Origin of the sequence: Micromonospora sp. NPDC001898, from assembly GCF_042891255.1 — a bacterium.
GTDB lineage: Bacteria > Actinomycetota > Actinomycetes > Mycobacteriales > Micromonosporaceae > Micromonospora.
Window position 1 is genome coordinate 44,235 of sequence record NZ_JBIATC010000007.1, and the last position, 24,121, is coordinate 68,355.

16 protein-coding genes are annotated in these 24,121 nt (G+C 73.9%); 9 read left to right on the top strand and 7 right to left on the bottom strand.

Annotated features, from left to right (window positions below; all coding sequences use genetic code 11):
* Positions 1–21: 21 nt before the first annotated feature.
* On the bottom strand, positions 22–576 hold the full coding sequence (locus ACFYZF_RS17765) for a hypothetical protein (RefSeq protein WP_387021698.1): 555 nt from the start codon (positions 574–576) through the stop codon (positions 22–24).
* Between the two features lie 194 nt (positions 577–770).
* On the opposite strand from ACFYZF_RS17765, the gene ACFYZF_RS17770 reads away from it, so the two are divergent.
* Positions 771–2,936, top strand: coding sequence for a tetratricopeptide repeat protein (locus ACFYZF_RS17770; protein ID WP_387021701.1), 2,166 nt, complete (start codon positions 771–773; stop codon positions 2,934–2,936).
* Positions 2,937–2,939: 3 nt separating this feature from the next.
* On the opposite strand, the gene ACFYZF_RS17775 is transcribed toward ACFYZF_RS17770, so the two are convergent.
* Both ACFYZF_RS17775 and ACFYZF_RS17780 read right to left on the bottom strand, forming a co-directional pair.
* Positions 2,940–4,082: a fatty acid desaturase family protein gene (locus ACFYZF_RS17775; RefSeq protein ID WP_387021704.1), complete on the bottom strand. Its 1,143-nt coding sequence runs from the start codon at positions 4,080–4,082 to the stop codon at positions 2,940–2,942.
* Positions 4,083–4,096: 14 nt separating this feature from the next.
* On the bottom strand, positions 4,097–5,188 hold the full coding sequence (locus ACFYZF_RS17780; protein ID WP_387021707.1) for a ferredoxin reductase: 1,092 nt from the start codon (positions 5,186–5,188) through the stop codon (positions 4,097–4,099).
* Between the two features lie 86 nt (positions 5,189–5,274).
* Between ACFYZF_RS17780 and ACFYZF_RS17785 the strand changes: the two genes are divergently transcribed.
* Positions 5,275–6,504 (top strand): PucR family transcriptional regulator, encoded by a 1,230-nt coding sequence (locus ACFYZF_RS17785; RefSeq protein WP_387021710.1) that lies wholly within the window; start codon positions 5,275–5,277, stop codon positions 6,502–6,504.
* A gap of 95 nt (positions 6,505–6,599) precedes the next feature.
* Here the strand turns inward: ACFYZF_RS17785 and ACFYZF_RS17790 are convergent, their stop codons facing one another.
* Together ACFYZF_RS17790 and ACFYZF_RS17795 are read right to left on the bottom strand one after the other, a co-directional pair.
* Positions 6,600–7,526 (bottom strand): alpha/beta fold hydrolase, encoded by a 927-nt coding sequence (locus ACFYZF_RS17790; RefSeq protein ID WP_387021713.1) that lies wholly within the window; start codon positions 7,524–7,526, stop codon positions 6,600–6,602.
* A 137-nt stretch (positions 7,527–7,663) separates the two neighbouring features.
* Positions 7,664–8,908: an MFS transporter gene (locus ACFYZF_RS17795; protein WP_387021716.1), complete on the bottom strand. Its 1,245-nt coding sequence runs from the start codon at positions 8,906–8,908 to the stop codon at positions 7,664–7,666.
* Positions 8,909–9,904: 996 nt separating this feature from the next.
* Here ACFYZF_RS17795 and ACFYZF_RS17800 point away from each other — a divergent pair.
* The 7 genes from ACFYZF_RS17800 (at position 9,905) to ACFYZF_RS17830 (ending at position 18,903) form a co-directional block, all read left to right on the top strand.
* Positions 9,905–11,560, top strand: coding sequence for a trypsin-like serine peptidase (locus tag ACFYZF_RS17800; RefSeq protein WP_387021718.1), 1,656 nt, complete (start codon positions 9,905–9,907; stop codon positions 11,558–11,560).
* Complete coding sequence (locus ACFYZF_RS17805; RefSeq protein WP_387021721.1) at positions 11,560–13,767, top strand: tetratricopeptide repeat protein; 2,208 nt, start codon at positions 11,560–11,562, stop codon at positions 13,765–13,767. Before ACFYZF_RS17800 ends, ACFYZF_RS17805 begins: the two co-directional genes overlap by 1 nt.
* Positions 13,768–13,785: 18 nt before the next feature.
* Positions 13,786–15,255, top strand: a complete 1,470-nt coding sequence (locus ACFYZF_RS17810) for a VWA domain-containing protein (RefSeq protein WP_387021724.1) — start codon at positions 13,786–13,788, stop codon at positions 15,253–15,255.
* Entirely contained in the window at positions 15,252–16,406 is a 1,155-nt protein-coding gene (locus tag ACFYZF_RS17815; RefSeq protein WP_387021727.1) for a hypothetical protein, read from the top strand. The genes ACFYZF_RS17810 and ACFYZF_RS17815 overlap by 4 nt, the downstream gene beginning before the upstream one ends.
* Complete coding sequence (locus tag ACFYZF_RS17820) at positions 16,403–17,764, top strand: ABC transporter substrate-binding protein (RefSeq protein WP_387021728.1); 1,362 nt, start codon at positions 16,403–16,405, stop codon at positions 17,762–17,764. Before ACFYZF_RS17815 ends, ACFYZF_RS17820 begins: the two co-directional genes overlap by 4 nt.
* Positions 17,765–17,793: 29 nt before the next feature.
* The gene (locus ACFYZF_RS17825) at positions 17,794–18,117 is read left to right on the top strand and encodes a CU044_2847 family protein (RefSeq protein ID WP_387021731.1); all 324 of its coding nucleotides are present in this window, start codon (positions 17,794–17,796) and stop codon (positions 18,115–18,117) included.
* Positions 18,118–18,273: 156 nt separating this feature from the next.
* Positions 18,274–18,903 (top strand): hypothetical protein, encoded by a 630-nt coding sequence (locus ACFYZF_RS17830; protein WP_387021733.1) that lies wholly within the window; start codon positions 18,274–18,276, stop codon positions 18,901–18,903.
* A 49-nt stretch (positions 18,904–18,952) separates the two neighbouring features.
* Here the strand turns inward: ACFYZF_RS17830 and ACFYZF_RS17835 are convergent, their stop codons facing one another.
* Positions 18,953–20,239, bottom strand: coding sequence for a multidrug effflux MFS transporter (locus tag ACFYZF_RS17835; RefSeq protein WP_387021736.1), 1,287 nt, complete (start codon positions 20,237–20,239; stop codon positions 18,953–18,955).
* A gap of 215 nt (positions 20,240–20,454) precedes the next feature.
* Positions 20,455–24,108, bottom strand: coding sequence for a discoidin domain-containing protein (locus tag ACFYZF_RS17840; protein ID WP_387021739.1), 3,654 nt, complete (start codon positions 24,106–24,108; stop codon positions 20,455–20,457).
* Positions 24,109–24,121 lie beyond the last annotated feature (13 nt).

A 24,121-nucleotide genomic window follows, 5' to 3' on the forward strand; every position in this document is an offset into this window, starting at 1 on the left:
TGCTGGGCGACCGGAGGCCGGTCAGCGAAGCGGATCGGGCTCCCGGATCTGGACCCCGAGGTCCTTCCGCATCGCCGCACCGAGCGCGGCGAACCGTTCCTGGCGGTCCCCCGGAGCCGGGCCGCCGGGCGGACCGGTGACCCTCCCCAGCACCTGGTCGCCCTGATCCCGCAGTTCCCTGGTCAGTTCCCCGGCGATCCGGGTCACCTCACCGGGAGCGAGTAGCTCGACCGCGTGCCAGGCCCGGTCGATCGGGTCGCTGAGCGCCGCCAGGCGCGCGGACACCGGGCCGTCGAGGGTCAGGGCCTGCGCCTGCCGTCGGCGCACCGCCTCCAGGACCCGGTCCTGCTCGTGCAGGACCACCAGCAGTTCGGTGTACGCGGCCCGCCGGTCGGCGAGCCAGCGGGCGGCGTCCTCCCGCTGCCACTGCCGGGCGCGTTCCTCGCGCTCCAGGGACCAGCGCCGGTCGTCGCGCCTGCGGGTGAGCACCTGCGTGACGATCGACGCGGCGAGGGTGCCGAGGACGCCGAGGGCGGCCACCGCCAGTGCCACCCACAGAGGTGTCGACAGGGACATCCGCACAGTGTCCCGGACCGGACCGGTCGACGGCGCCCCTCCCCCGCGGCCCGCTCCGGTACGTCGGTCGGCGCACCGCACGGAGCGTTGACGGAAACACGACAGGGCTGGCCCTCCCGTCCACCGTTGACGATCATTGGCAGGGTGTGCGCCGGAGCCTGCCGGCGCTCGGTCCGTGGCGACGAGGATGGGGCATGGTGGAGCAGAGTCACAGCCCGCCCGACGCCGTGGTGACGGCTGACCGCTCGGAGCGCGCCGTCGCGGCTGACCGGAAGGCCACGGCGGCGTCGCTGACCCCGCCGATGGGCCGGCGAAACCCGCACCTACCCATCCGCGGCCGGGACCTGGTGTTGGAGGAGCTGAGCGGCGCGCTCGCCGGATCGGGTCCCCGGGTGCACGTCCTGCACGGGCTCAGCGGCAGCGGCAAGTCCGCGATCGCCCTGGAACTGGTGCAGCGCGCCCTCGGCGCCGGCGTCACCACCTGGTGGGCGAAGGCGGACGACGAGCCGAGCCTGGTCGAGCACATGCGCGCGCTGCTGCGCCGGGTCGGCGTCAGCGACGTCGAGATGCTCAGCGGTCATCCCGCGGACCATCTCTGGTTGGCGTTGGCGAACGTCACGACCAGGTGGCTGCTCGTCATCGACAACGCCGACGATCCGGCGCTGCTGGCCGCCGCTACCGGGCCGCTGTCCGACGGGAGGGGCTGGGTACGGCCCTACCAGGGCAGCAACGGCATGGTGCTGATCATGAGCCGGTCGTCGGATCCGAGCGGGTGGGGGCACTGGTGTGTGCGGCACAAGGTGGACATGCTCGGCGAGGCGGACGCCGTCGCCGTCCTCCGCGACCACATCGGCGTCGACGACGACGATCCGCAGGACGCGCGCCGTCTGGTCGATCGCCTCGGTCGCCTGCCGCTGGCGCTGCGGCTCGCCGGGGCGTACCTCAGCCAGGCGCGCGACACGGCCTGGCCCGACCCAGCGGTGCCCTCGACGTTCCGCGGCTACCTCGTCGCGGTCGACGCGGGCCGCGTCGCCCTGCGGGACCCGGACCTCGTCCGCCCGGGACAGCAGTTCGTCGACCGCGCCTGGGACATGTCCCTCGACCTGCTCCGGCGGCGCGAGCCACCGTTGACCATCACGCTGCTGCGCCTGGCCGCCCACCTGGCCCCGGCACCCATCCCCTGCCCCGACGTCCTCAACGCCACGAGCCTGAACCTGGCCGGCCTCCCCGGGACGACGAACCAGCAGCTCGGCCGGGCCGCGGCAGCCCTGCGCGACCTGGGGCTGATCGACCTGCTGTCGTCCGACGGGCGGGCGTCGCTGGCCCTGCACCCGCTGGTACGCGACGCTGCCGAGCGGGAGCTTCCCGCCGAGCCGGGCGACCTGGTCGTCCTGACCACCCTGGTCCGCCGGTCCAGCACCGTCGCCGGAGTCACGCCCGACGACATCTCCAGCTGGCCGACGTGGCAGTCGGTCACCCCGCACGCCCTGCACATGATCACCATGCTGCTGCGGAATCCGGGGCAACCGGCGCAGGTCGTCGAGGACGCCTGCTACGCGGCCAACTTCGCCGCCCGCTCCATGCACGCCCGCGGCCTGTACCTGGCGGCGGACGCCGAGCTGGAGCGGATCGGGCGGCTGGCGACCCGGGATCTGGGCGAGCGGCACGCCGAGACGCTCCGCGCGCTGCACTACCAGGCCGTCGTGCACCACGCGCGGGGCCGGTACCGGGAGGCGCTGGACGCCTACGAGAGGGTCTACGCCGCGCGTCACGAGGTGTTCGGCCCCGACGACGTCGAGACGATCCGCAGCCGGCACTACCGGGCCCTGGTCTGGCACGAACTGGGACGCCACGCGGAGGCCCAGGCCGAGTACGAGGCGGTGCTCGCCGACCGCATCCGGGTCCGCGGTCCGGATGACCGGCACACGCTGGCGACCCGGCACAACCTCGCCCGGCTGAAGCAGGACACCGGCCGGCTGGCCGCGGCGGAGGCCGACTACCGCGCCATCCTCGATGCCCAGCAGCGGACGATGGGCCCCGACTACCGGCACACCCTGGCGACCCGGCACAACCTGGCCCTGTGCCTGCACGCCCAGAACCGCCTCGCCGAGGCCCAGGCCGAGTACGACGAGGTCTACCACGTCGAACGTCGGCTGCTCGGGGACGAGCACCCGGACACCCTCGCCATCCGGGCGAACCTGGCGGTGCTGGCGGAGGCGCGCGGGCACGTCGCCCAGGCGCGGCGGGAGCGGGACAGCGTGTTCGAGGCACAGTGCCGGGTGCTCGGCGTCGACCACCCCGAGACCCGGGCCACCCGGCAGGGGCTGGTCCATCGTGGCACCCGGCCGGGGCCGCTCTGACGGTTACACCTGGGCCAGCGCCGGGGTGGGCAGGTCGTCCACCGGGCGCGGGGCCGGGGTGGAGCGGTTGGGCAGGGAGAGCCGGATGACCTTCCACCAGGCCGAGGCGACCTGCTTCGGCAGGGGGCCGACGGTGTACGTCAGGCCGTACTTCGCGAACAGCGCCCGCACCTCGGGGGCGACCTCCTGGTACCGGTTGCTCGGCAGGTCCGGGAAGAGGTGGTGCTCGATCTGGAACGACAGGTTGCCGGTCATGATGTGCATCAGCCGGCTGCCGCTGATGTTGGCCGAGCCGAGCATCTGCCGCAGGTACCACTCGCCCCGGGTCTCGCCCACGATGGACCTCCTCTCGAAGGTCTCCACCCCCTCCGGGAAGTGCCCGCACATGATCACTGAGTGGCTCCACAGGTTGCGGATCAGGTTCGCGGTGAAGGTGGCGGCCAGGGTGCTGAGGAACGACGGCCCGGACAGCAGCGGGTGGATGATGTAGTCCTTGAGGAACTGGCGGCGGATCTTACGGCCGACCGCGCGGGCGCGGGCCCGGAACTCGGGGGCCTTGTGCCGGCCCTTGCGCAGGTTGCGGCCCAGCTCAAGGTCGTACGCGGCGATGCCGTACTCGAAGAAGCAGGCGTTGATCAGGTTCCACAGCGGCTGGCCCAGGTGCATCGGGTACCACCGCTGCTCCTCGTCGACGCGCATGATGCCGTACCCGAGGTCGTTGTCCTTGCCGATCACGTTGGTGTAGGTGTGGTGCAGCTCGTTGTGCGAGTGCTTCCACTGCTCGGCCGGGGAGACGTGGTCCCACTCCCAGGTGGTCGAGTGGATCTTAGGATCGCGCATCCAGTCCCACTGGCCGTGCAGGACGTTGTGGCCGATCTCCATGTTCTCCAGGATCTTGGCCACGGCGAGGCCGGCGGTGCCGACCAGCCAGGCCGGCGGGAAGAGCGAGAACAGCAGCACGGCCCGGCTGCCCAGCTCCAGCCTGCGCTGAGTGGAGATCACCCGGCGGATGTAGGCGGCGTCGGACTCCCCCCGGCTGGCGACCACCCGGTCCCGGATGGCGTCGAGCTCCCTGCCCAGGGTGTCGATGTCCTCGGCGGTGAGGTGGGCGATCGGGTTGACGGGCTTCTTCTGGATCGTGGTCAAGTCCGATTCTCCTGTCAGAGGTCGATGTCGCAGGTACCGGCCGCCGCCGACACGCAGGTCTGGATGAGCACGCCGTCACCGGGAACGGCGGTGGTGACGTCACCGTTGCGCAGGTCACGGACGGCGCCCTGGCGCAGCGGCACCACGCAGCCGAAGCAGATGCCCATCCGGCACCCGGACGGCATGAGCACCCCGGCGTCCTCGCCCACGTCGAGCAGGGCCGCGCCGCCGTCGGCGTCCACGGTGACCCCGGCCCGGGTGAAGGTGACCGCGCCCCCGGCCCCCGGGGAGATCACCGTGGGCCGGAACCGCTCGGTGTGCAGCCGGTCGGCCGCCCCGTGGGCGGCCCAGTGCGCCTCGACCGCGTCGAGCAGGCCGACCGGGCCGCACGCCCAGGTCTGCCGGTCGAGGTGGTCGGGCACCAGGTCGGCCAGCTCGGCCACGCCGAGCACGCCGTCGGTGTCGGTGTGCCGCTCCACGAGGCGGATCGCGCCCCGCCCGGCCAGGCCGCGCAGCTCGTCGGCGAACACCACGTCGGCCGGGGTCGGCGCGGAGTGCACCAGCACGACGTCGGCCGGGCCGGTCGCGCCGGCGCGGAGCATCCCCATCACCGGGGTGACGCCGCTGCCCGCGGTGACGAACAGGATCCGGTCCGGGGCGGTCGCGGGCTGCACGAAGTCGCCCTGGGCCTGGTCGAGCTGGACGATCGTGCCGGGCCGCACCCGGCGGACCAGGTGGTTGCTGACCCGGCCGTCCGGGATGGCCTTCACGGTGATCGAGATCAGCCCGTCGCGGTGGCCGGGGACCGAGGTGAGCGAGTACGCCCGCCACTGGCGGACCCCGTCGACGTCCACGCCGAGGCGGACGTACTGCCCGGGGGTGTGCCCGCGCCAGCCCCGCCCCGGCCGGATGGTCACCGTCGCCGCGTCCCGCGTCTCGGGGCGGACATCGACGATCCGCCCGCGCAGGGCTGCCCCGGAACGCAGCGGGGCGACCAGGTCGAGGTAGTCCTCGGGCAGCAGCGGTGTGGTGGCCGTCTCGGCGAGCCGGAACAGCCTGTCCCGGACTGTGAGCTTGCCGGGCGGGCGCGGGACGGTGGTGGTCATGCCACCAGGGTGACCCGCCCGGTCGCATAACATCTTGGCCAAGGAAGGTGAATCAACCGTAGGGTCTTGTTCCGGGAGAACAATCTATGTCGGAAGGGTCCGGGACCAGCCGCCGCGCTGCCCACCTCGAACTGGACGAGCCGATGGCCGCCCGGCTACGCGCCGCGCTGCCCCTGGTCGCCGAGCGGACGATCACCGCGATCACCGCCGAGGTGCCCGCCTACTCCGGCGCACTGACCGGCCAGATGCGGGCGAAGATCGAGAACGCCGTTCGCATCGCGCTGGGCACGTTCCTCCAGCTCCTCGGGCGTCCCCAGCCCTCGGAGCCGAGCGCCCCGCTGCTCTCGGCCCTGGAGGCCGCGTACGCGCTGGGCAGCGGCGAGGCCCGCTCCGGGCGCAGCATGGACGCGCTGCTCGCCGCGTACCGGGTGGGAGCGCGGGTGTCCTGGCGGGAGGTCTCCACCACCACCGTGCGCGGCGGGCTCGCCGCGGCGACGGTCGCCGAGTTCGCCGAGCTGATGTTCGCCTACATCGACGAGCTGTCCGCCGCCAGCGTGGCGGGGCACGCCGACGAGCTGGCCACCGTCGGCCGGGCCCGGCGGCGGTACCTGGAGCGGCTGAGCCAGCAACTGCTGGCCGGCGAGGCCGAGGACGTGCTGCGCCTCGGCGCCGAGCGGGCGGACTGGCCGGTGCCGCAGACCCTGACCGTCGTCCTGCTGCCCCGCAGCAGCCTGCGCACCGTGCTGACCGCGCTGAGCCCACACACGCTGGAGAGCGGCGAGGACATGCCGGGGGTGGACCCGACCGAGGAACTGGCCGTGCTGCTGGTGCCGGACGCGCACGGCGGCCGGCGACGGCCGCTCGCCCGGGTGCTGCACGGGCACCGCGCGGTGCTGGGGCCCGCGCGGCCGTGGCACCGGGTGGCCGGGTCGTACGTGCGGGCCACCCGGGCACTGCGGCTCGGGCTGCCCCGCGTCGGGGCCGATGCGCCGCTGGACACTGAGCAGCACCTCGCCGAGCTGCTGCTCAGCACCGACCCGGAGGCCCTGGCCGACCTGCGCGCCCAGGTGTTGCGCCCGCTGGCGTCGCTGCCGCCGGCCACCGCCCACCGGCTCGCCGAGACGCTGCGCGCCTGGCTGCTGCACCAGGGGCGCCGCGACGACGTGGCGGCGACCCTGTTCGTGCACCCGCAGACCGTGCGCTACCGGATGGCCAAGGTGCGGGAGATGTACGGCGACCGGCTGCACGACCCGGCGACCGTGCTGGACCTGACGCTGGCCCTGGCGATCCTGCCCGCCCCGACGGAATCGGACTGACGGCCCGGGCCGGGCCGGCACGGCCGGCAGGCCCCGGCCGGGCAGCGGGCCGTCGTCGACTCAGGGGCACGGGGGTGCGGGCGCGGACCCGGGGATCACGGGGCGCGCAGGATGAACGCGACCGCCTCCCGGGCGGAGGTGCTTCGCGCCGGCGGCCCGACCAGGTGGTTGAGGACCCGGGACCAGGCCGGCACCACCAGCAGGTGACCGGCGTCCGGGACGACCTCCAGGCGCGCGTCGGGCAACGCGTCGCGCCACCACCGACCGTGCTCCGGCCCGGCCAGACCGTCGTCGGCGCCGTACAGCAGCAGGGTGGCCGCGCGTACCTGGTCGGGGGTGAAGCCCCAGGGGCGCAGCACGTACCCGGCGATGTCGTCGACCATCCCCCGCGCGCCCTGCGCGAACGCCTCGGCCAGCATGTCGCCGATCCGGCGGGCGGCGCCCGGGGCGTCCAGCGCGGGCTGGTCGGCCGGGCCCGCCCCGAGCAGCATCCGGTACGCCCGCGCGTCCCACGGGTCGGCCGGGACCATCCCGGCCAGCCCGGCGTCGAGCCGGGCGCGGACCTGGTCGACCGGCTGGCCGCGCAGCGTCGCCATCATGTCCCGCTGCCCCGGGTCGACCCAGGGGACCTCCTCGTCGGGGGCGGGGGTGGCCAGCACCGCCAGCCGGCTCACCAGCTCCGGCCGGCGGGCGGCCAGCGCGAGGGCGACCCGTCCCCCGCCCGACCAGCCCACCACGGGCACCGGGCCGAGGCCCCGCTGGTCGAGCACCTCGGCGAGGTCGTCGGCGGCTGCGGGCACGTCGGCCCAGCCGGTGGCCGGGTCGGAGCCGCCGTAGCCGGGCCGGTCCACAGCGAGCAGGGTGACCCCGGCGGCGCGGGTGACGGCCGGGTCCGGATCGAAGGCGCCCGCCCCCGGGGCGGAGTGGCAGAACACCACCACCCGGTTGCCGCCCGCCCCGAGCCGGTGCACCACAGCACGGCGGCCGTCCCTGAGCGCGATGATCTCCCCGGTGCTGGACATGCGGCCGAGTCTGACAGCGACCGTGCGACCCCGAGCCGCAACGACGGGCGGTCACCCGATCGGGTGGCTGCCCGTCGTCGACGCGTCGGCTCGTACACCTCAGTCGCGTCTGTCGCGACCTCCACTGCGGTTTCCGGTCAGGCCGGGCCCGCCCGGCGGACCGCCGTGAACAGGGCGGCGAGGGTCACGGCCAGGCAGCCGCCGCCGGCCAGGGCGAACGTCAGCGGGGCCCCGTGGCGCTGGGCCAGCCAGGTGAACACCGCCGCGCCGACGCCGCCGAGCGAGAAGTGGATCGTCCAGAACGCGGCGGTGACCCGACCGAGCAGATGCTCCGGCGTCACCTCCTGGCGCAGCGACAGCGAGCAGATGCCGCCGATGCTCAGGCAGCCGAAGTAGACCAGCATCAGCGCGCCGACCTCGACGGGCCGGCCGGTCAACGCAAGGGCAGAGACGGCGACGCCGGTGACCGCGACCGCGCCGATCCAGCACGCGCCGAACCCGAACCGCCGGCGCAGCGGCGCGACGACCAGCGAGCCGGTCACCGTCCCGGCCGCCCCGGCGGTGAGCACCAGGCCGACCATGCCGTCGGACTGGCCGAGGCCGTGCTTGAGGTGGTAGATGACCACGTCGTCCATGCCGTAGGTGAGCAGAAGGAAGACGGTCAGCAGCGCGGTCAGCGGGCGCAGCACCGGGTGACGGAGCAGGAACCGCGCGCCGGCCAGGAACTCCGCCAACGGCCCCGTCCGGTCGCCCGCTTCGGCCGACGGGACGGCCCGCCCGGGCAACCGCACCAGCATCAACAGCGCCGCGGAGAGCCCGAAGCTCGCGGCGTCGACGGCGATCGCGCTCGCCGGGCCGAGCCAGCCGGACACCAGGCCGGCCAGCGCGGGCCCCCCGACGGAGGCCAGGGCGGTGCCGGCGTACAGCCGGCCGTTCGCCCGGGTCAGCTCCGGGCCGGGGACCAGGCCGCGCATCGCGCTGACGGCGGCGACCTGGAACAGCATCCCGGCCGCCGCGGCCAGGGGCAGCAGCACGAACAGCGGCCAGATCGGCGGGGCCGGGGCCAGCCACCACACGAGGGGGACCGCCGCGAACAGCAGCATCCGCGCCACGTCGGCGCCGATCAGCAGCGCCCGCCGGTCGAAGCGGTCGACCACGACCCCGGCGAGCAGGCCGGCGACCACCGCCGCCGTGCCGGAGACGCCGGTGAGCAGCCCGGCCGTGGCGATCGAGCCGGTCGCGTCGAGCACCAGCAGCGGTACGGCGAGCTGCGAGAACGAGTCGCCGAGCACGGAGAGGATCTGCGCCGACCAGAACGCGTTGAAGCCGCGGTTGCGCCACAGCGAGGCGGGCGCGGCCGACACCCCCGTGGTGACCGTCACCGGGACGAGGGTAGCCGACGGCGGTGCGGCGGGCGGGCGGGCCACTTCGGCCGACCGCGGTCGGCGGGAATTGCGCCATCCGCAATTAGCCGAATTAGGGCCTGTGTCGAAATCGTCGATGCAACCACCCTGTGGTCGCGACGATGTGCGCGGTAACGTCGCGTCCTGTCGTGGCGTGATCGTTTGCTGATTTATGAGACGACACGCCGGGCGAGCTCTCCAAAATCAGCAGACGATCGTGAAGCCCACCCCACTTAGGGCGCGGGGGCGGGGCGCCGACGCGGGTGTCGTCGCCGACCGGCGGACAACCCCGCACCGCCCCCTTTGCTCTGCTGCCCCCGGCGCAACGCTCGCGGAGCGTGACGGTTCTGCCGGCCTCACTGCCGGCGCCCGACGCGAAGCGGCTGCACCACGCTGGTGCTGGTGCTGGTGCTGCACAGCGGTGCTGGTGCGGGCGATGCTGTGCGGGCGATGCTGTGCGGGCGGTGCTGGTGTTGCGGTGGCGGCAGCAGAGCAAAGGGGGCGAGGGGGCATCACCCACCTGGCCCGTCAGCCGCTTGGACGGCGGGCCCGCTGTCCCACACCTCACACGCCCACCCACATCGGCCAGGACCTACAACCCTGGTCAGGGGTTTCGCCGCGATCTATCGATCAAGCCGCAGCTACCGCACCGACAACCATGATGGTGAGTGTCGCTACGGGGCCCTGGGGCCTGTGTCGAAGTCAGTCACCGCCACTCGTTGATGGCGGCGATCTGCACGGTGGCTTCGTAGCGCACGGCGAGCTTGTCGAAGCGGGTGGCGACTGGGTGCCCACAAGGTCTCCGGCTTTCAGGTCCTGCTTCCTCGCTGAACCAGCTACCGAAGACCTCACCCGCTTCCGACCTCCGACACAGGCCCTCGCGGGGGCGGAATCGTTCCGCACCCGAGTCGCATTTCTTACAACGGTCGATGCCGTGCCCCACCGAATGAAGATTGTGCGAATACCATGCTCTGGGTGAAGGAGAGTCATGGTCGCCAGCCATGGCCGGTGCGCATCCGTGGGGATAGCGGCCTGATTCTGGGCAGCGGGACGCTCCTGGGCGACCGGCACGTCCTCACCTGCGCCCACGTCATCGACAGCTCGGCCGGCCGGCGGGGGGCGGCGACGGGCGGCCCGCCCGCCACCCGGGTCATGGTCGACCTGGTCCGGCTGCCGCACCTGGCCACCCGGCCGGCGCGCGTGACCCCCGGCGGGTGGGCCCCGCTGGACGGGGACGGCCACGGCGACGTCGCCCTGCTCGAACTGGCGGACCCGGTCCCCGGCCAGCACGGCGCCGAGCTGCGCCGGCTCCCCCTCTGGCAGCAGCACGTCTACGCCTTCGGCTTCCCGAGGGAGTTCAGCGATGGCGAGACGGTCCATGCCGTCCTCGACGGGCAGGTCGGGCCGGGCGGGGAGCAGGTGCAGATGACCCCGGCGAACCCCGGCCTGTGGGTGCGGGGCGGGTTCAGCGGGGCGGCGGCCGTCGACGAGCGGACCGGCCACGTGGTCGGCATGGTGGTCTCCTACTACAGCGACCCGACCGCCGGCCGCTCGTACATGGTCCCGGTCGAGACGATCCTGCGCCACGCGCCCGCGGTCGCGCGGTGGGTCGTCGGCGGGTCCTCGGTGGACGAGGAGCTCGCCTCGCTGAGCCCGGGCCACCGGGACGGCCAGGCTGAGCTGCGGATCGCCCGGCTCTACGCCCGCCACTCCCCCGAGAACGTCCTGGTGATCGTCACCGGCCGACCCGGGTCCACGGTGTCGGCGGCGCTGCGCCGGGCGGTGGTGCTGTCCAGCCGGGAGCTGCGGCCGGCCTCAGCCGGACCGGCCGAGCCCGACGGCGACCCCACCGTCCCGCCGCTGGGCAGCATCGACCTGTCGCTGGACGCCTCCGGCAAGCCGCCCCGGGAGCTGGCCGAACGGATCCTGGAGTTCGTCGGCGCGGGCGAGCCGGCGGCGGGCCCGGTGGGCGACCTGGTCGGCGCGGCGGCGCCACGATCGGTGCTGATCGACGGCGTGGACGAGTCCACCGACCCCGACGAGCTCCTCACCGAGGTGGTCGGGCCGATCGTCGACCGGGCGGCCGAACGCGACCTGCGGGTGCTGCTGGGTTTCCGGGGGCCCGCGATCGACGTCCGGCTCAGGCTGCTCGCCCGGCGGATCGCCGGGCTGCGCGCCGCCGAGGGCCTGGCCCGCGCGCACCACCGCGAGCTGGCAACGCAGCTGACCGGGCTGCCGACGGTGCCCGCCCGGGCCACCCGGCTGCGGGTCCGGCTCACCGCCCTGCGCGCCGCAGCCGGGCAGCCCGACCCGGGCCCGCTGCCCGAACACCTGGCTGCTGCGGAGCGGGCCGCCGACCAGGCGCTGCACGAGGTGGTGGAGCTGCAGCGTCGGTTGACCGAGCTGGCGGCCACGCACCAGCGGCTGCGGGGGCTGCTGGACGCGCAACGGGCCCGCGCCGGCGTCGGCGGGCTCACCGAGCACCACGAACTGGGGGCGTCCTACCGGCGGGCCCACGACCTGCTCCGGGGCGGCCAGTGCGAGCTCGCCGAGGCCACCGCCGCCGTGCACGGGTACGCCGACCAGGTCCGGCGCGCCCTCGACGACCAGCAGGAAGGAGGGCCGTCCTGATGCGCTGCCCGCGTACCCCCGGGTGCCTCGGGGACGTCGACGCCGACGGCTTCTGCACGGTCTGCGGCCTCACGCCCGAGCCCGGGCGGCCGGCGGCGCAGCCCGTGCTCCCGGGCGGTCCGGTGGCCGGTGAGCCGGTCGGGGACAGCTCCTGGACGGTGGCCGGCCTCGTGTCGCTGCCGGTGCTGTCCTTCCCCCGGCACGGCCGGGTTTCGCCCCAGCTCAGCGTGCCCGAGGGCAGCCGGTCCTGTGCCCAGTGCGGGGGCCGGGTCGGTCGGGGTGGGGCCGACCGGCTCGACCACGGCTACTGCCCCGCCTGCGGGACGCCCTTCGCGTTCGTGCCCGCCCTGCATCCCGGCGACCTGGTGGCCGACCAGTACGAGGTGGTCGGGTACCTGGCCCGGGGCGGTCTCGGGCAGGTCTACCTCGCCGAGGACACCCACCTGGACCGCAACCCGGTCGCCCTGAAGCGGCTGCTCAACAAGACCAGCGCGGGGGCGCTGGCGATCGAGGTCTCCGAACGGCGGTTCCTGACCACACTGGACCATCCGAGCATCGTCCGGATCTTCAACTTCGTCACCGCCGAGGACCGGCTCTTCGGCGGGCAGACCAGCTACATCGTGATGGAGTACCTCGCCGGGATGTCGCTGCACGAGCTGCTCCTGGCCGTCCGTCTCGGCCGGGCGGGCGTCACGCTGTCGCTGGTGGACATCCTCGCGTACGGCCACGAGATCCTGACCGCGCTGGAGTACCTGCACGGCAAGGGCCTGCTCTACATCGACCTGCACCCGGGCAACGTCATCCGGACCGGGGACCGGATCAAGCTGATCGACCTCGGCGGGGCGCGCCGGGCTGACGACGACACCAGCCCGCGGGTCCTCACCCCCCACCCGTACCGGGTCGGCGACGAGGAGATGGCGACGCACGGGTTCACCGTGCGGTCGGACCTGTACGCGGCCGGGGTCCTGCTGGAGGAGCTGAGCAAACCCGTCGCCCGACCGCTGGCCCCCGACCCGGTCGGGGAGGAGTCCTTCCGCCGGCTGGTCGGCCGGGCCAAGGCCGGGTGGCGGCGCCGCTTCGCGTCCGCCACCGAGATGTCCGAGCAGCTCAGGGGCGTGCTGCGCGAGTTGCTACCGGATCTGCCGGCGGGCCGGGCGCAGGAGCCGTCCGCCGTGTTCGCACCCACCGCCGCGCTGCTCGACGCGGGCCTCGGCGTGGTGCCGCCGCTGGCCACGTGGATCGAGCCGGCGGCCGGTGAGCTGCCGTACCACGGTCGCCCGGACCCGGCCGCCGTGGCCGTCGGCCTGCCGGTGCCCCGGCCCGCGACCGGCGACCCGGCCACGCCGGCCCTGGCCCTGATCGGCGCCCTTGACCCGCGCGGCCTGCTGGCCCGGCTCGCGGCCGTCGAGGCGGAGTCGGTCGAGCTGCACCTGGCCCGCTGTCGGGCCCACCTGGAGCTGGCCGAGCCGGGCCCGGCCGGGGAAGCGCTGGCCGCCGCCCGTGCCCTGCTCCGCGAGGACGCGGTGGCCGACTGGCGGTTGACCTGGCACGAGGGGCTGCTGGCGTTGACCCGGTCCGACGTGGCCGAGGCCACCGGAAGGTTCGACGAGGCGTACCGCGAGCTGCCGGGCGAGGTGGCGCCGAAGCTGGCGCTCGGCTACTGCTACGAGCAGCAGGGCAGGGCGGAGCTGGCGGGCCGGTACTACCACACGGTGTGGCGTCGGGACCAGTCGGCGGCCAGCGCCGCGTTCGGGCTGGCGCGGCTCCGGCTGGCCACCGGTGACCGCGCGGCGGCGGTGCGGTGTCTCGACGAGGTCCCCCGCGTCTCCCGGCACTACGACGCCGCCCGGATCGCCGCCACCCGGGTGCTCGGGACGTGGCTCGGCGCCGACCCGCCCGACGCGGCCCAGCTCAACGGGGCGGTCCGCCGCCTCGACGAGCTGCGGCTCGATGGGGGCGCACGGCACGGGGAGTCCCGGGACCGGATGACCGCGGCGATCCGGCAGGCGGCCCTGGACCTGCTGCTGGCCCAGGGGTCCGACGGGCTGGCCGGCGGCGAGACGCTCGGCGGCGAGGTGTCGGAGCGCTCGGTGCGGACGCTGCTCGAGAGTTCCCTGCGCGCCCTGGCCCAGCAGGCGCGCACGCCCGACGACCACGGCGTCCTCGTCGACCGGGCGAACGCGGTCCGGCCGCTGACCAGACGCTGACCCGTGAGGAGCGAAACGGTGCGTAGCAGGCTCGACTTCGACCTGACGATCGGCCACGACAGGTTCCTCTCCACCAGGGACCGCCACCTGCACGCGATCCTCACCGTCACCGCCCGGGCCGGACAGTCCGGTGCCGGGGTGGACCCGGACGGGCCGGGACACGCCGAGGTGATCGTCATCGACTGCTCCGAGTCGATGGCCTATCCCCCTACCAAGATCGCCGCCGCCCGGCGGGCCACCGCCGCCGCTGTCGCCGTGCTGCCGGACGGGATCCGGTTCGCCGTTGTCGAGGGGACCCACGAGGCCCGGATGGTCTACCCCCGGCACCGGGGCCTGGCCATCTCCTCGCCCGCCACCCGGCACGACGCCCGGCAGGCGGTGAGCACGCTCGTCGCGATCGGCGGCACGGCGATCGGCACCTGGCTGGAGCTGGCCCGGGAGCTGCTGGCCACACACCCCGAGGCGATCCGGCACACCCTGCTGCTCACCGACGGCCGCAACCAGCACGAGACGCCGCAGCGGCTGGCGGAGGTGCTGGCCGGTTGCGCGGGGCAGTTCGTCTGCGACGCCCGGGGCATCGGCGACGGCTGGGAGCCCCGTGAGCTGATGCGCGTCGCCGAGGCGCTGCACGGCACCGCCGACGCGGTACGCCGGCCGGCCGATCTGGAGGCCGACTTCCGGGAGACCATGCGGGCGGCGATGGCCAAGCAGGTGGCCCGGGCCCGGCTGCGGATCGCCCTGGTGCCGCCGGCCCGGGTGCTGTACTGCCGTCAGGTGCACCCCACGGTGACGGACCTGCCGGTCACCCCGGTCGACGACCGGACCGTGGAGTGCCCGACCGGGTCCTGGGGCGAGGAGAGCCGGGAGTACCACCTCTGCCTGGAGGTGGACGGGACGGACCGGCCGAGGGGCGAGGACGTCCGGGTCGCCCGGGTCGACCTCCGGGTGGGTGACGCCCCGGCCGCCCGGCCGGAGAACGTCCTGGCGCACTGGACCGACGACCTGCTGCTGTCCAGCCGGATCGATCCCCGGGTCGCCCACTACACCGGGCAGGAGCAGCTCAGCCAGCTCATCGCCGACGGGTGCGACGCATACGACACGGGCGACCGGGAGGCCGCCGTCGGCCTGTTCCGCCGCGCGGTCGAGGCGGCCACCGCCGCCGGGGACGCCCTCCACCTGGAGCAGTTGCGGCTACTCGTCGACGGCGTCGACACCGGCACGGTACGCCTGCGCGACGACCTCGCCCGGCTCGACGTGATCAATGTGGCGCTCCGGTCGTCGTTCACGATGCACGACGGCGAGCCCGGGCCGGCACCCGACGACCCACCCGCACCCGGCCCCGGCCCCGGCGAGTCGCGCGCCCCCGGCCCCGACGAGCCACCCCGGGCCTGCCCCTGCGGTCACCGGTCGCCGTCCTGGGCCCGGTTCTGTGAGAACTGCGGCAAGGGGCTCCCGGCCCGCGACCGGACCGGGCCGGTGCAGGCGTGAGCGCCGCGCGGCCGACCAGCACCACCCGACGGAAGCTGCGGGGGTTCCTCGCCACGCTGCTCGTGGGCATCGTGGCCACGCTGGGCGGCTGTCTCACTGTCTTCGTCGGGGTGCACCGGACCACCGGCGCCGCCCACGACCGGTCCGTGCCGGCGGTGTTGGCCGTGTACGACGCCGAACTCGCCCTCCGGCAGGCGCACGGCGAGGCCCTGGCCAGCTTCTCCGCCGGCACCCGCCTGCTCGCCAGCCCCGGCGAGGCCTACCAGAACCAGATCGCCCGCGCCGGCCAGCAGCTCGCCCAGGCCGCTGAGGACAACGCCGCCGGGGAGAGCGGCAGCCGGGACATCCAGGTGGTCGAGGCATCGGTGGTGACCTACACCGGGCTGGTCGAGCGGGCCCACGCGTACTTCGCGCAGGACGGGGGCAGCGCCCTGGGCACCGCCACGCTGTGGGACGCGTCGACCCTGCTGGAGGAGATCCTGCGCCGCCTCGACGCCCTCGGGGTCAAGCAGATGCAGGCGCTGGGCGACCAGGCCGACAGCTGGTGGACCAGAGGGGAGATGACACCCCTCTGGCTCGTGCCGGTGCTGGCCCTGCTCGCGCTGCTGGTCTCCGCGCAGCGGTTCCTGCGCCGACGGTTCCGGCGCCGGCTGAACGTGCCGCTGCTGCTGGCGACGCTCGCGGTGGTGGTGATGGGCGCCACCACCGCGATGAGCCTGTGGTCGGCGCACCAGCTCGCCGACGCCCGGGCCGACACGCGCCAGGCCACCCTCGACCGCAAGGCGCAGCTCGCGGCGCTGTCCGCCCGCGACAGCGGCGACCTGGCCGCCCTGCTGACGGCCGCCTGCGGGCCGCCGGGCTGCCCGGACACGATCGCGCGGGTCAGGGGGGACGCGAGCCCGACGCCCACCCCGACCGGCAGCCCGACCCCCGCTCCCGCCCCGTCCGCGAGCGGCGCGGCGACGGCGTCCTCGCCCGGGGGCGCCGAGGCCGGTGCCCGGCACGGCGCGGACGCCGCCCGATCCGCCGAACGGGCCGCCGACAGCCGGGCCGGGGAGGTCGTCCTGCTCGCCGCCGCCCTGTTCGCCCTGGCGATGGTCGCCCTCGGCCTCCAGCCCCGTCTAGCGGAATACAGGTTTTCACAGCGATGAGACGCGTAGCCTTCGCCCTGATCCCGGTCCTGCTGGCCACCGGCGGCCTCGTCGCCTGCGCGCAGGCGCGCACCCTGAGCGTCGTCGCGTCCTGGGCCACGAGCGACGCCAGCAAGACCGAAGTGGACAGCACCGACGAGGAGCGCATCGACGCCGAGCTCGACAGCGGCAGCGAGGCCGCACCCTTCCTGGCGGTGCTGAGGGCCTTCACGAAGGAGACCGGCATCAAGGTCACCTACCAGGGCACCCGGGACGTCAGCCAGGTGCTGCGGTCCGGGGTCGACCGGGACCGGCCGCCGGACGTGGCGGTGCTGCCCCGGCTCAACGACCTGCAGACGTACGTCCAGAGCGGCGACCTGCACGCGCTCGACGACACCCTCGTCGCACGGGAGCGGGCGGACCTCGCGCCGCAGTTGCTCCACCTCGAAGGCCCGCGCGACGGGCATCCCCGGGTGTACGGCCTGTCCGTCGCCGCCCACGCCAAGAGCCTGGTCTGGTACGTCCCGGGCGGGCCCGGCGGTCCCGACCCGCAGCACCCCCCGGCGACCTGGGCGGAGCTGGTCCGGCTCACCGGGGACATCCGGGCCCGTGGAGGCGTGCCGTGGTGCCTCGGAATGGGCGCGCAGCCCCTGTCCGGGTGGCCCGGCACCGACTGGATCGAGGACATCCTGCTGCACCAGTCCGGTCCCGCCTTCTACGAGAGCTGGGCGGCGGGGGACGAGCCGTGGGCGTCCGCGCGGGTGCGGGCCGCCTGGGACGCGTGGGGCAAGCTGGTGGCGGCCGGCCGGCGCACCGACAACGCCCTGCTGACCAACTTCGACACGGCCGGGCTGGGCATGTTCGCCTCGCCGCCGAAGTGCCGCCTGGACCACCAGGCGTCGTTCATCGTCCGGGGCTACCAGTCGCAGGGCCCGTCCCGCGGGTTCGACTTCTTCCCGTTCCCGGCGTCCGGCCCGGCTGCGGCCGTTCCGGTTCAGGAGATCTCCGAGGACGTGGTGGGCATGTTCCGGGACACGTCCGAGGCCCGGGAGCTGATCGGCTACCTGGCCGGCGATCCGGCCCGCACGGTGTGGCGGGAGGCGAGCGGGCACCTGGCGTTCACCCTCAACGCGGGCACCGACCCCACGGCGTACCCCGACGGCCTGGAGCGGCGCATCGCACGGGCCCTGACCACCGGCACCCGCTGCCGTGACGCCTCGGACATGATGCCGGCGACGATGACCGCGGCGTTCCAGTCCGCCGTGCTGCAGTACCTGGACGATCCCGCGCTGCTCGACAGGTTGTTGACCGAGCTCGATACCGTGCGGGGCCGGACGCCCGAGGACCAGTGGATGAGGCTGCCCTGCCTCAGCGCCTGACGACAGCCGATCGAGAAAGGACGTGGCCGATGACCGAGGTGGTCGAGTTCGCCCTGGACGGCGGTGGCAGCGTGCTCATCGCCGTGGACGACACGCCGGGGATCACCCCGGCCTCCGCCGCCGAGGACGTGCTGCGCAGGGCCGGGATGAGCTTCAACCGGGCGATCGGCCAGGCGCGCGACGCGGCGTCCGCCGCGTTGACCGAGTTCCGGTCCATGGCCGACCGGCCGGACGAGGTGGAGATCAGCTTCGGGGTCCAGCTCAGCGCCGAGGCGGGCGCGCTGATCGCCCGCACCGGGGTGCAGGGGCAGCTCCAGGTGACCGTGCGCTGGCACCGGTCCCCCACCGCCTAGACCGACGCCTCTCAGGAGACCGCCGGTACGGTGGTCGAGCCCCGCCCCACAACTGTGAACCTTCCCACCTAGCGCGGCTGAGGCGCGTGGGGCGAGCCGACCGACCCCGCTCACCGGGTGGTCCGGGGGGCGACCCGGTGTCCCTATGATCCGGGGATGGCATTGCTGCACCGGGCGGAACTGCGCCCCACGAAGCTCGAACTCCTGGCGACCTGGCTCCCGGGCCGCCCCTGGTTCCGGGGCACCGACGGGGACGCGGTCGAACGGGTCGCGGCGTACCGGTTCGACGACCCCGCCGGAGCGGTCGGGATCGAGACCATGCTGGTCGTGTCCGGGGCGGGGCCGGTGCACCAGGTGCCGCTGACCTACCGGGGCACGCCGCTGGACGGCGGCGAGGCGTGGCTCGTCGGGACCTGCGAGCACTCGGTGCTGGGCCGGCGCTGGGTGTACGACGCCTGCGGCGACCCGGTGTACGCCGCGGCCCTGGCCCGGGCGGTGCTCACCGACGGCGCCCAGGCGGAGGAGTACGTCGAGGTGGACGGCCGGCGCGAACACCGGGCACCCAGCATGGCGGTCGCCGCCGACGGCCCCCGGCCGGCCGACGTCCCGGCGATCGGTCCGGTCGACCGGGTCGAGGACGGCGATCCGACCCGGATCGTCGCCGGCCCGGTCGAGCTGGCCGTCGTCCGCTGTCTCGGCGCCGACACCGACCTGACCGGGCGCCGGCTGACCGGGACGTGGGCCGGCCGGCCCGCCGTGCCGCTGGCGTACGCCTCAGTGCGCTGACCGCGCGGCGGCGTCGGGTACTCCCCCGGTCGGCGCGGGCCCCGAGGGCTCAGTGCGCCGCCACGACCACCACGTCCGGCTCCAGTTCGACGAGCCGGGCCGGGCGCACCACCAGCAGCAGGACCACCGTCGCCGCCACCATGCCGCCGGCGACGACCACGGCCATCGCCACCGCGCCGGTGCCCAGCGCGCCCACCAGGGGCGCGGCCAGCGCGCCGACGCCGAACTGCACCGCGCCGAGCAGCGCCGAGGCGGTGCCGGCCGCCTCGCCGTGCCGGGACAGGGCCAGGGCCGGCGCGTTCGGCATCGCCAGGCCCGCCGCCGCCAGCACCACCCACAGCGACGCCAGCAGGCTCGGCAGCCCGCCGAGCCCGGTCGCGGCGAAGGCGAGCATTGCCAGCCCGGCCACGGTCCCCACGGCCAGGGCGACCACGAGAATCCGCTGCGGCGAGTAGCGACGCAGCAGTCGTACGTTGCCCTGGGTCGCCGCGATCAGGCCGACCGCGCCCGCGCCGAAGGCCAGCCCGAACTGCTGCTCGTTCAGCCCGTACTGCTCCTGAAGGACGAACGACGACCCGGCCACGTACGCGAACAGCGCCGCCATGGCCAGCCCGGCGACCAGGACCAGGCCGACGAACGTGCGGTCCCGTAGCAGCGAGCCGTACACCCGTGCCGTTGCGCGCACCCCGCCGCGCCGGCGTCGTTCGGCCGGCAGCGTCTCGCGCAGGCCGAGCGCGGCGACCACGACGAGCAGCACACCGAAGGCGGCCAGGGCGACGAACACGCCGCGCCAGTCCGTCCAGCGCAGCAGCCCGCTGCCGAGGGTCGGCGCGAGGATCGGCGCCGCGCCCATGACCAGCAGCAGCCGGGACAGCAGCCGGGCGAACTCCGTGCCGTCGAACAGGTCGCGGACCACGGCCATCGCGACCACCGACGCGGCGGCGACACCGAGTCCCTGCACCACCCGCAACGCGCCGAGGACCGCGATGTTCGGCGCGACGACGCAGAGCAACGAGGCCACGACGTGCAGCGCGATGCCGGCGATCAGGGGCTTGCGTCGCCCGACGGCGTCGGACAGCGGGCCGATCACCAGTTGGCCGAGGGCGAGGCCCGCCAGCGTGCCGGTGAGGGTCATCTGGACCGCCGCCGACGTGGTGCCGAAGTCGGTGACGAGCGCGGGCAGTGCGGGCAGGTACATGTCGATGGTCAGCGGGCCCACCGCGATCAGCGAGCCGAGGACGAGGACGAGCCGCAGGCGCTGCCGTCGGCTCATCAGGTCGCCCGGCATCCGGGGCGCCGCGGACGCTCTGCGGGTGTCGACACCGGCGGCGGTCACCGGGACGATTCCGACCGGTGGGCGCGGCGTCGGATGGTAATCGGTTCAGCAGTCACACCTGGCTGCAAACCCGGATCCGCCGAGGTGATTCCCCTTCTCCCCAAAGGTGACAGACGTCACCGTCGGTGACGATCAGCCGCCCGGTCGGGGCCGGGCCGGTACGTGACCGGGTGCCGCCGGTGGGTCGCGGACCTCCGGCGGCACCCGGTGGCGGGTCAGTTCCGGTTGATGGTGAAGGTGGACGTGGTGTTCTTGACGTCCTGGGCGTTGTTGCTCATCCGCAGGTTGTTGAAGACGACCGAGCCGACGGCCGGGCCCTGACCCGCCTCCGGCATCTCGTTCGCCCAGATCCCGAAGCCGGACTTGGCGTCGAACGCGTCACCGCTCTTGCGGGCCCCGCTGATCGAGATGTTGGTGAAGATCGTGTCCTTGACCGGGAACTGCGGCTGACCGCCGACGTAGTTGGTCTGGAACATGATGCCGCTGTAGGTCGGGTCGACGATGTCGACGTCGCTGACCCGGATGCCCTGGAACACCTTCGAGGCGGAGAAGACCCAGATCGCCGGGAAGGTCTGCCCGCCCCAGAAGTGCCCACCGGCCCGCACGATCGAAATGTTCTCGAACCGGGTGGGCGGGTCGGCCCCGAAGCCGTTCATCGGGTACCCGAAGTCGAGCGAGCTGATCGTGATGCCCGAGTAGACCAGGGTGTCCGCGATGTAGATGTTGCGGAACGTGTTGGCGTAGCCGCCGTAGACGGCCACCCCGGCGGCCCGCCAGGTCAGGGTGGAGGTCAGGTTCTCGTAGATGTTGTCCCTCATGTCGGCGCCACCCGCGTCGATCGCCGAGAAGAGCGCGAAGCTGTCGTCGCCGGTCGCCCGGGCGTCGTTGTTGCTGACCAGGTTGTTGGTGCTCCCGTTGGTCATGTTGATGCCGTCGGCGAACATGTTCCGGATCCGGGAGTTCTTGATGGTCATGTAGTCGGTGTTCGCGCCCCAGTAGAGGCACACCATGTGCTCGTTCCAGATGTTGTCGATCACGATGTTCGACACGTTGGAGAAGTCGAACACCTTGCCCGGGCCGTCGATCCGCGAGGTGTAGTTGCCGAAGTAGGCGAAGTTCGCGAAGGACGAGCCGGCCGCCGAGTTCTCGGCGCGGAAGCCGATGTCGGTGTTGTCCTGGCCTGAGGGGGCGTTGAAGCGGGTGTACCAGGGGCCGGCGCCGGTCACCTTGACAGCCTTGCCGTACACCTGGAACTTCGACGCGGTCGAGTAGTTGCCTGCGGGCAGGTAGACCCCGACCAGGTTGCCGGTGGTGTCCATCCGCACCCGGTCCAGGGCGTTCTGCACGTCGGAGTGGGTGAAGCCGGCCGGGGTGGTGTACTTCGCCGGGTCCGGGTTGGCGATCGGCGCGACCTGCTCGGTGTTGACGAAGTCGATCGCGTACGTGGTGGTGTTCGCCGGGTCCTTCTGGAGCCGGATCCTGCTGCCGGCCGGGACGGTCGAGTTGAGCATGACGTTGGCCTCGTCGTAGATGTGCCGCGGTCCGCCCGCGCCCGGCGAGTTGCCCGGGCTGGCCTCGGCCCCGTAGAGCCAGGCGTACCGGGAGGTCAGGTCGATGGCCTTGTGGAAGGTGCCGTTGACGTAGACGTTCAGCGTGGAGTTGATCCCGCCGCCGCCCGGGGCGTCCGGGATGGAGAAGCGGGTGACCAGGGTGTTGGTGCTGGCCCGGGTGGTGAACTCGACGTAGCTGCCGGTGGTGTTGAGGGTGACCGCCCGCCGCCCGGACGCCTCGCCGGCCGGGTCGCCGATGTCCCGGTTCGGCCCGATCACGGCCGCGCCGCCGCCGACCACGCCGTCCTCGGCCTCGTACATGTCGTACGGCATGTTGGCGCCCCGCCCGACGAACAGCGGCCGTTCGCTGGTGTTGTTCTGCTGCTTGACCGGCAGTTCGTTGGCGTCGACGGCGAGCGCCACCCGGACGGTGTACCTGCCGTTCGCGGCGGTCCAGGTGCCCAGGTTGACCGGGCCGACGGTGGCCCCGGCGTTGATCACGCCGGAGTACGAGCCGGTCAGGGTGCGGACCACGGTGCCGGCGTCGTTGAGCACGGTCAGCGTGATGCCGTGCGCTCCGCCCGCCGAGGCGACGGTGCCCGCGTTGCGCAGGGTGACGGTGAAGGTGACGGTGTTGCCCGCCGACGGGTTGCCGGGTGTCCAGTCGACCGACTGGGCGACCAGGTCCGAGCTGGCGACCGGGCTGACCACCAGCGGGGACGGGCTGGTGTGGCTGTTGTTCGTCTCGTCCTGCTCGATGACGGTGTTGGCCTCGTCGACCTTGGCGCTCAGCGGGTAGCTGCCCGCCGCGCGGGCCCCGATGTTCGCCGTGACGGTGGTCGAGGCGCCGGCCGCGAGGGCCCCGACGGAGGCGGTGCCGACCCGTACGCCGCCCAGGTAGAGGGTGACGTTGGTCGCGGCGGAGGCCAGCGTGCCGGCGTTGCGGACGGTGGCGGAGACGGTGACGGCGTCGGTCTCGGTGGGGTTGGCCGGGCTGGCCGACAGGCCGGTGACGGTCAGGTCCGGGTTGGCGGCCGGCGTGCCGATGACCTGGAACTCGGCCACCTGCCCACCGGGGGCGCCGGAGTTGGTGGTGAAGGTCAGTCGCACGTCGGCGGCGGTGGCGGAGACCGGGATGGTCACCGTGTTGCCCGACGCCGGGTTGAACGGGTAGCTGGCCGGGCCGACCAGGCTGGTGAACGCCGAGGCGCTCTGCTCCCGGCCGAGCACCTGCACCGTCTGGGTGCGGGGGCCCCACGACGCGTCCGGGTTCAGCCTCAGCACCACCGAGCTGACGGCGGCGTTCGCCCCGAGCTGCACGGTCAGGGTGCCCGGCTGGCCGTTGCTCTCCCAGTACGTCGCCGCGTTGTTGTCGTTGGCGTTGGTCGCGACGAACGTGTGCACGTACGACGAGGCGGTGATCGGCTTGCCGACGGCGAGGTTGGTGCCGCCGGTGCCGCTGCCGGTGCGGGTCACCGTGTTGCTGTTCGCCGACTGGTTGCCGGCGGCGTCGCGCGCCCGCACGTGGTAGGAGACGGTGGCGCTGGCGGGCTGGTTGTCGGTGTAGGCCAGCACGTTGCCGGCGACGCTGCCGCGCAGCGCGTTGTTGGCGTAGACGTCGTACCCGGTCACCCCCACGTTGTCGGTGGAGGCGGTCCAGGTCAGTCTGATCTGTCCGCCGGCCGGCTGGGTGTAGGCCAGGTTGGCGGGCGCGCTCGGCGCCTGGGTGTCCCCGGCCGCCGGCCCGTACAGCTCGAACTCGGAGACCTGGCCGGCGGGCCAGCCGGTGTTGGCGGTGAGGTTGAGCCGGACGTACCGGCTGCTGGCGGCAGCGAACGTGATGGTCACCGTGTTTCCGGTGGCCGGGTCGAAGGTGTACCCGGCGGACGCCTTCAGGGTGGTGAAGGACGAGCCGTTGGTGCTGCCCTGCACGGACAGCGTCTGGGTGCGGGCCTGCCAGACGGCGGCGGGCGGCAGCTTCAGCACCAGCCGGTCCACGGTGACGGTGGCGCCGAGGTCGGCCTGGAGCCACTGCGGGAAGGCGTTGTTGGCGCTCTCCCAGTAGGTGTCCGGGTTGCCGTCGTTGGCGTTGCCCGGGCCGTAGTTCTGGCTGACGCTGCTGGCGGTCATGGTGGCGGAGATCCCGGCGAGGGCCGCCGCCGTCGCGGGCGCCGGCGCGGCGCCACCAGGGGATTCGGCCTGGACGGTCGACGCGGCGGCGGGCAGGGCGGGGACACCGGAGACCAGCAGTCCGGTGGCCAGCAGGCCGGCGGTCAGCCACCGGCTGGGGGTACGTCGTCTCGTGCTGTTTCCGGGCATGGCGGAGCTGCAC

What these genes read in the sequence shown, in the direction of transcription:
- ACFYZF_RS17765 (WP_387021698.1), bottom strand. Translation starts at nt 576, where the DNA reads ATGTCCCTGTCGACACCTCTGTGGGTGGCACTGGCGGTGGCCGCCCTC.
- ACFYZF_RS17770 (WP_387021701.1), top strand. Translation starts at nt 771, where the DNA reads ATGGTGGAGCAGAGTCACAGCCCGCCCGACGCCGTGGTGACGGCTGAC.
- ACFYZF_RS17780 (WP_387021707.1), bottom strand. Translation starts at nt 5,188, where the DNA reads ATGACCACCACCGTCCCGCGCCCGCCCGGCAAGCTCACAGTCCGGGAC.
- ACFYZF_RS17785 (WP_387021710.1), top strand. Translation starts at nt 5,275, where the DNA reads ATGTCGGAAGGGTCCGGGACCAGCCGCCGCGCTGCCCACCTCGAACTG.
- ACFYZF_RS17790 (WP_387021713.1), bottom strand. Translation starts at nt 7,526, where the DNA reads ATGTCCAGCACCGGGGAGATCATCGCGCTCAGGGACGGCCGCCGTGCT.
- ACFYZF_RS17805 (WP_387021721.1), top strand. Translation starts at nt 11,560, where the DNA reads ATGCGCTGCCCGCGTACCCCCGGGTGCCTCGGGGACGTCGACGCCGAC.
- ACFYZF_RS17820 (WP_387021728.1), top strand. Translation starts at nt 16,403, where the DNA reads ATGAGACGCGTAGCCTTCGCCCTGATCCCGGTCCTGCTGGCCACCGGC.
- ACFYZF_RS17825 (WP_387021731.1), top strand. Translation starts at nt 17,794, where the DNA reads ATGACCGAGGTGGTCGAGTTCGCCCTGGACGGCGGTGGCAGCGTGCTC.
- ACFYZF_RS17830 (WP_387021733.1), top strand. Translation starts at nt 18,274, where the DNA reads ATGGCATTGCTGCACCGGGCGGAACTGCGCCCCACGAAGCTCGAACTC.
- ACFYZF_RS17840 (WP_387021739.1), bottom strand. Translation starts at nt 24,108, where the DNA reads ATGCCCGGAAACAGCACGAGACGACGTACCCCCAGCCGGTGGCTGACC.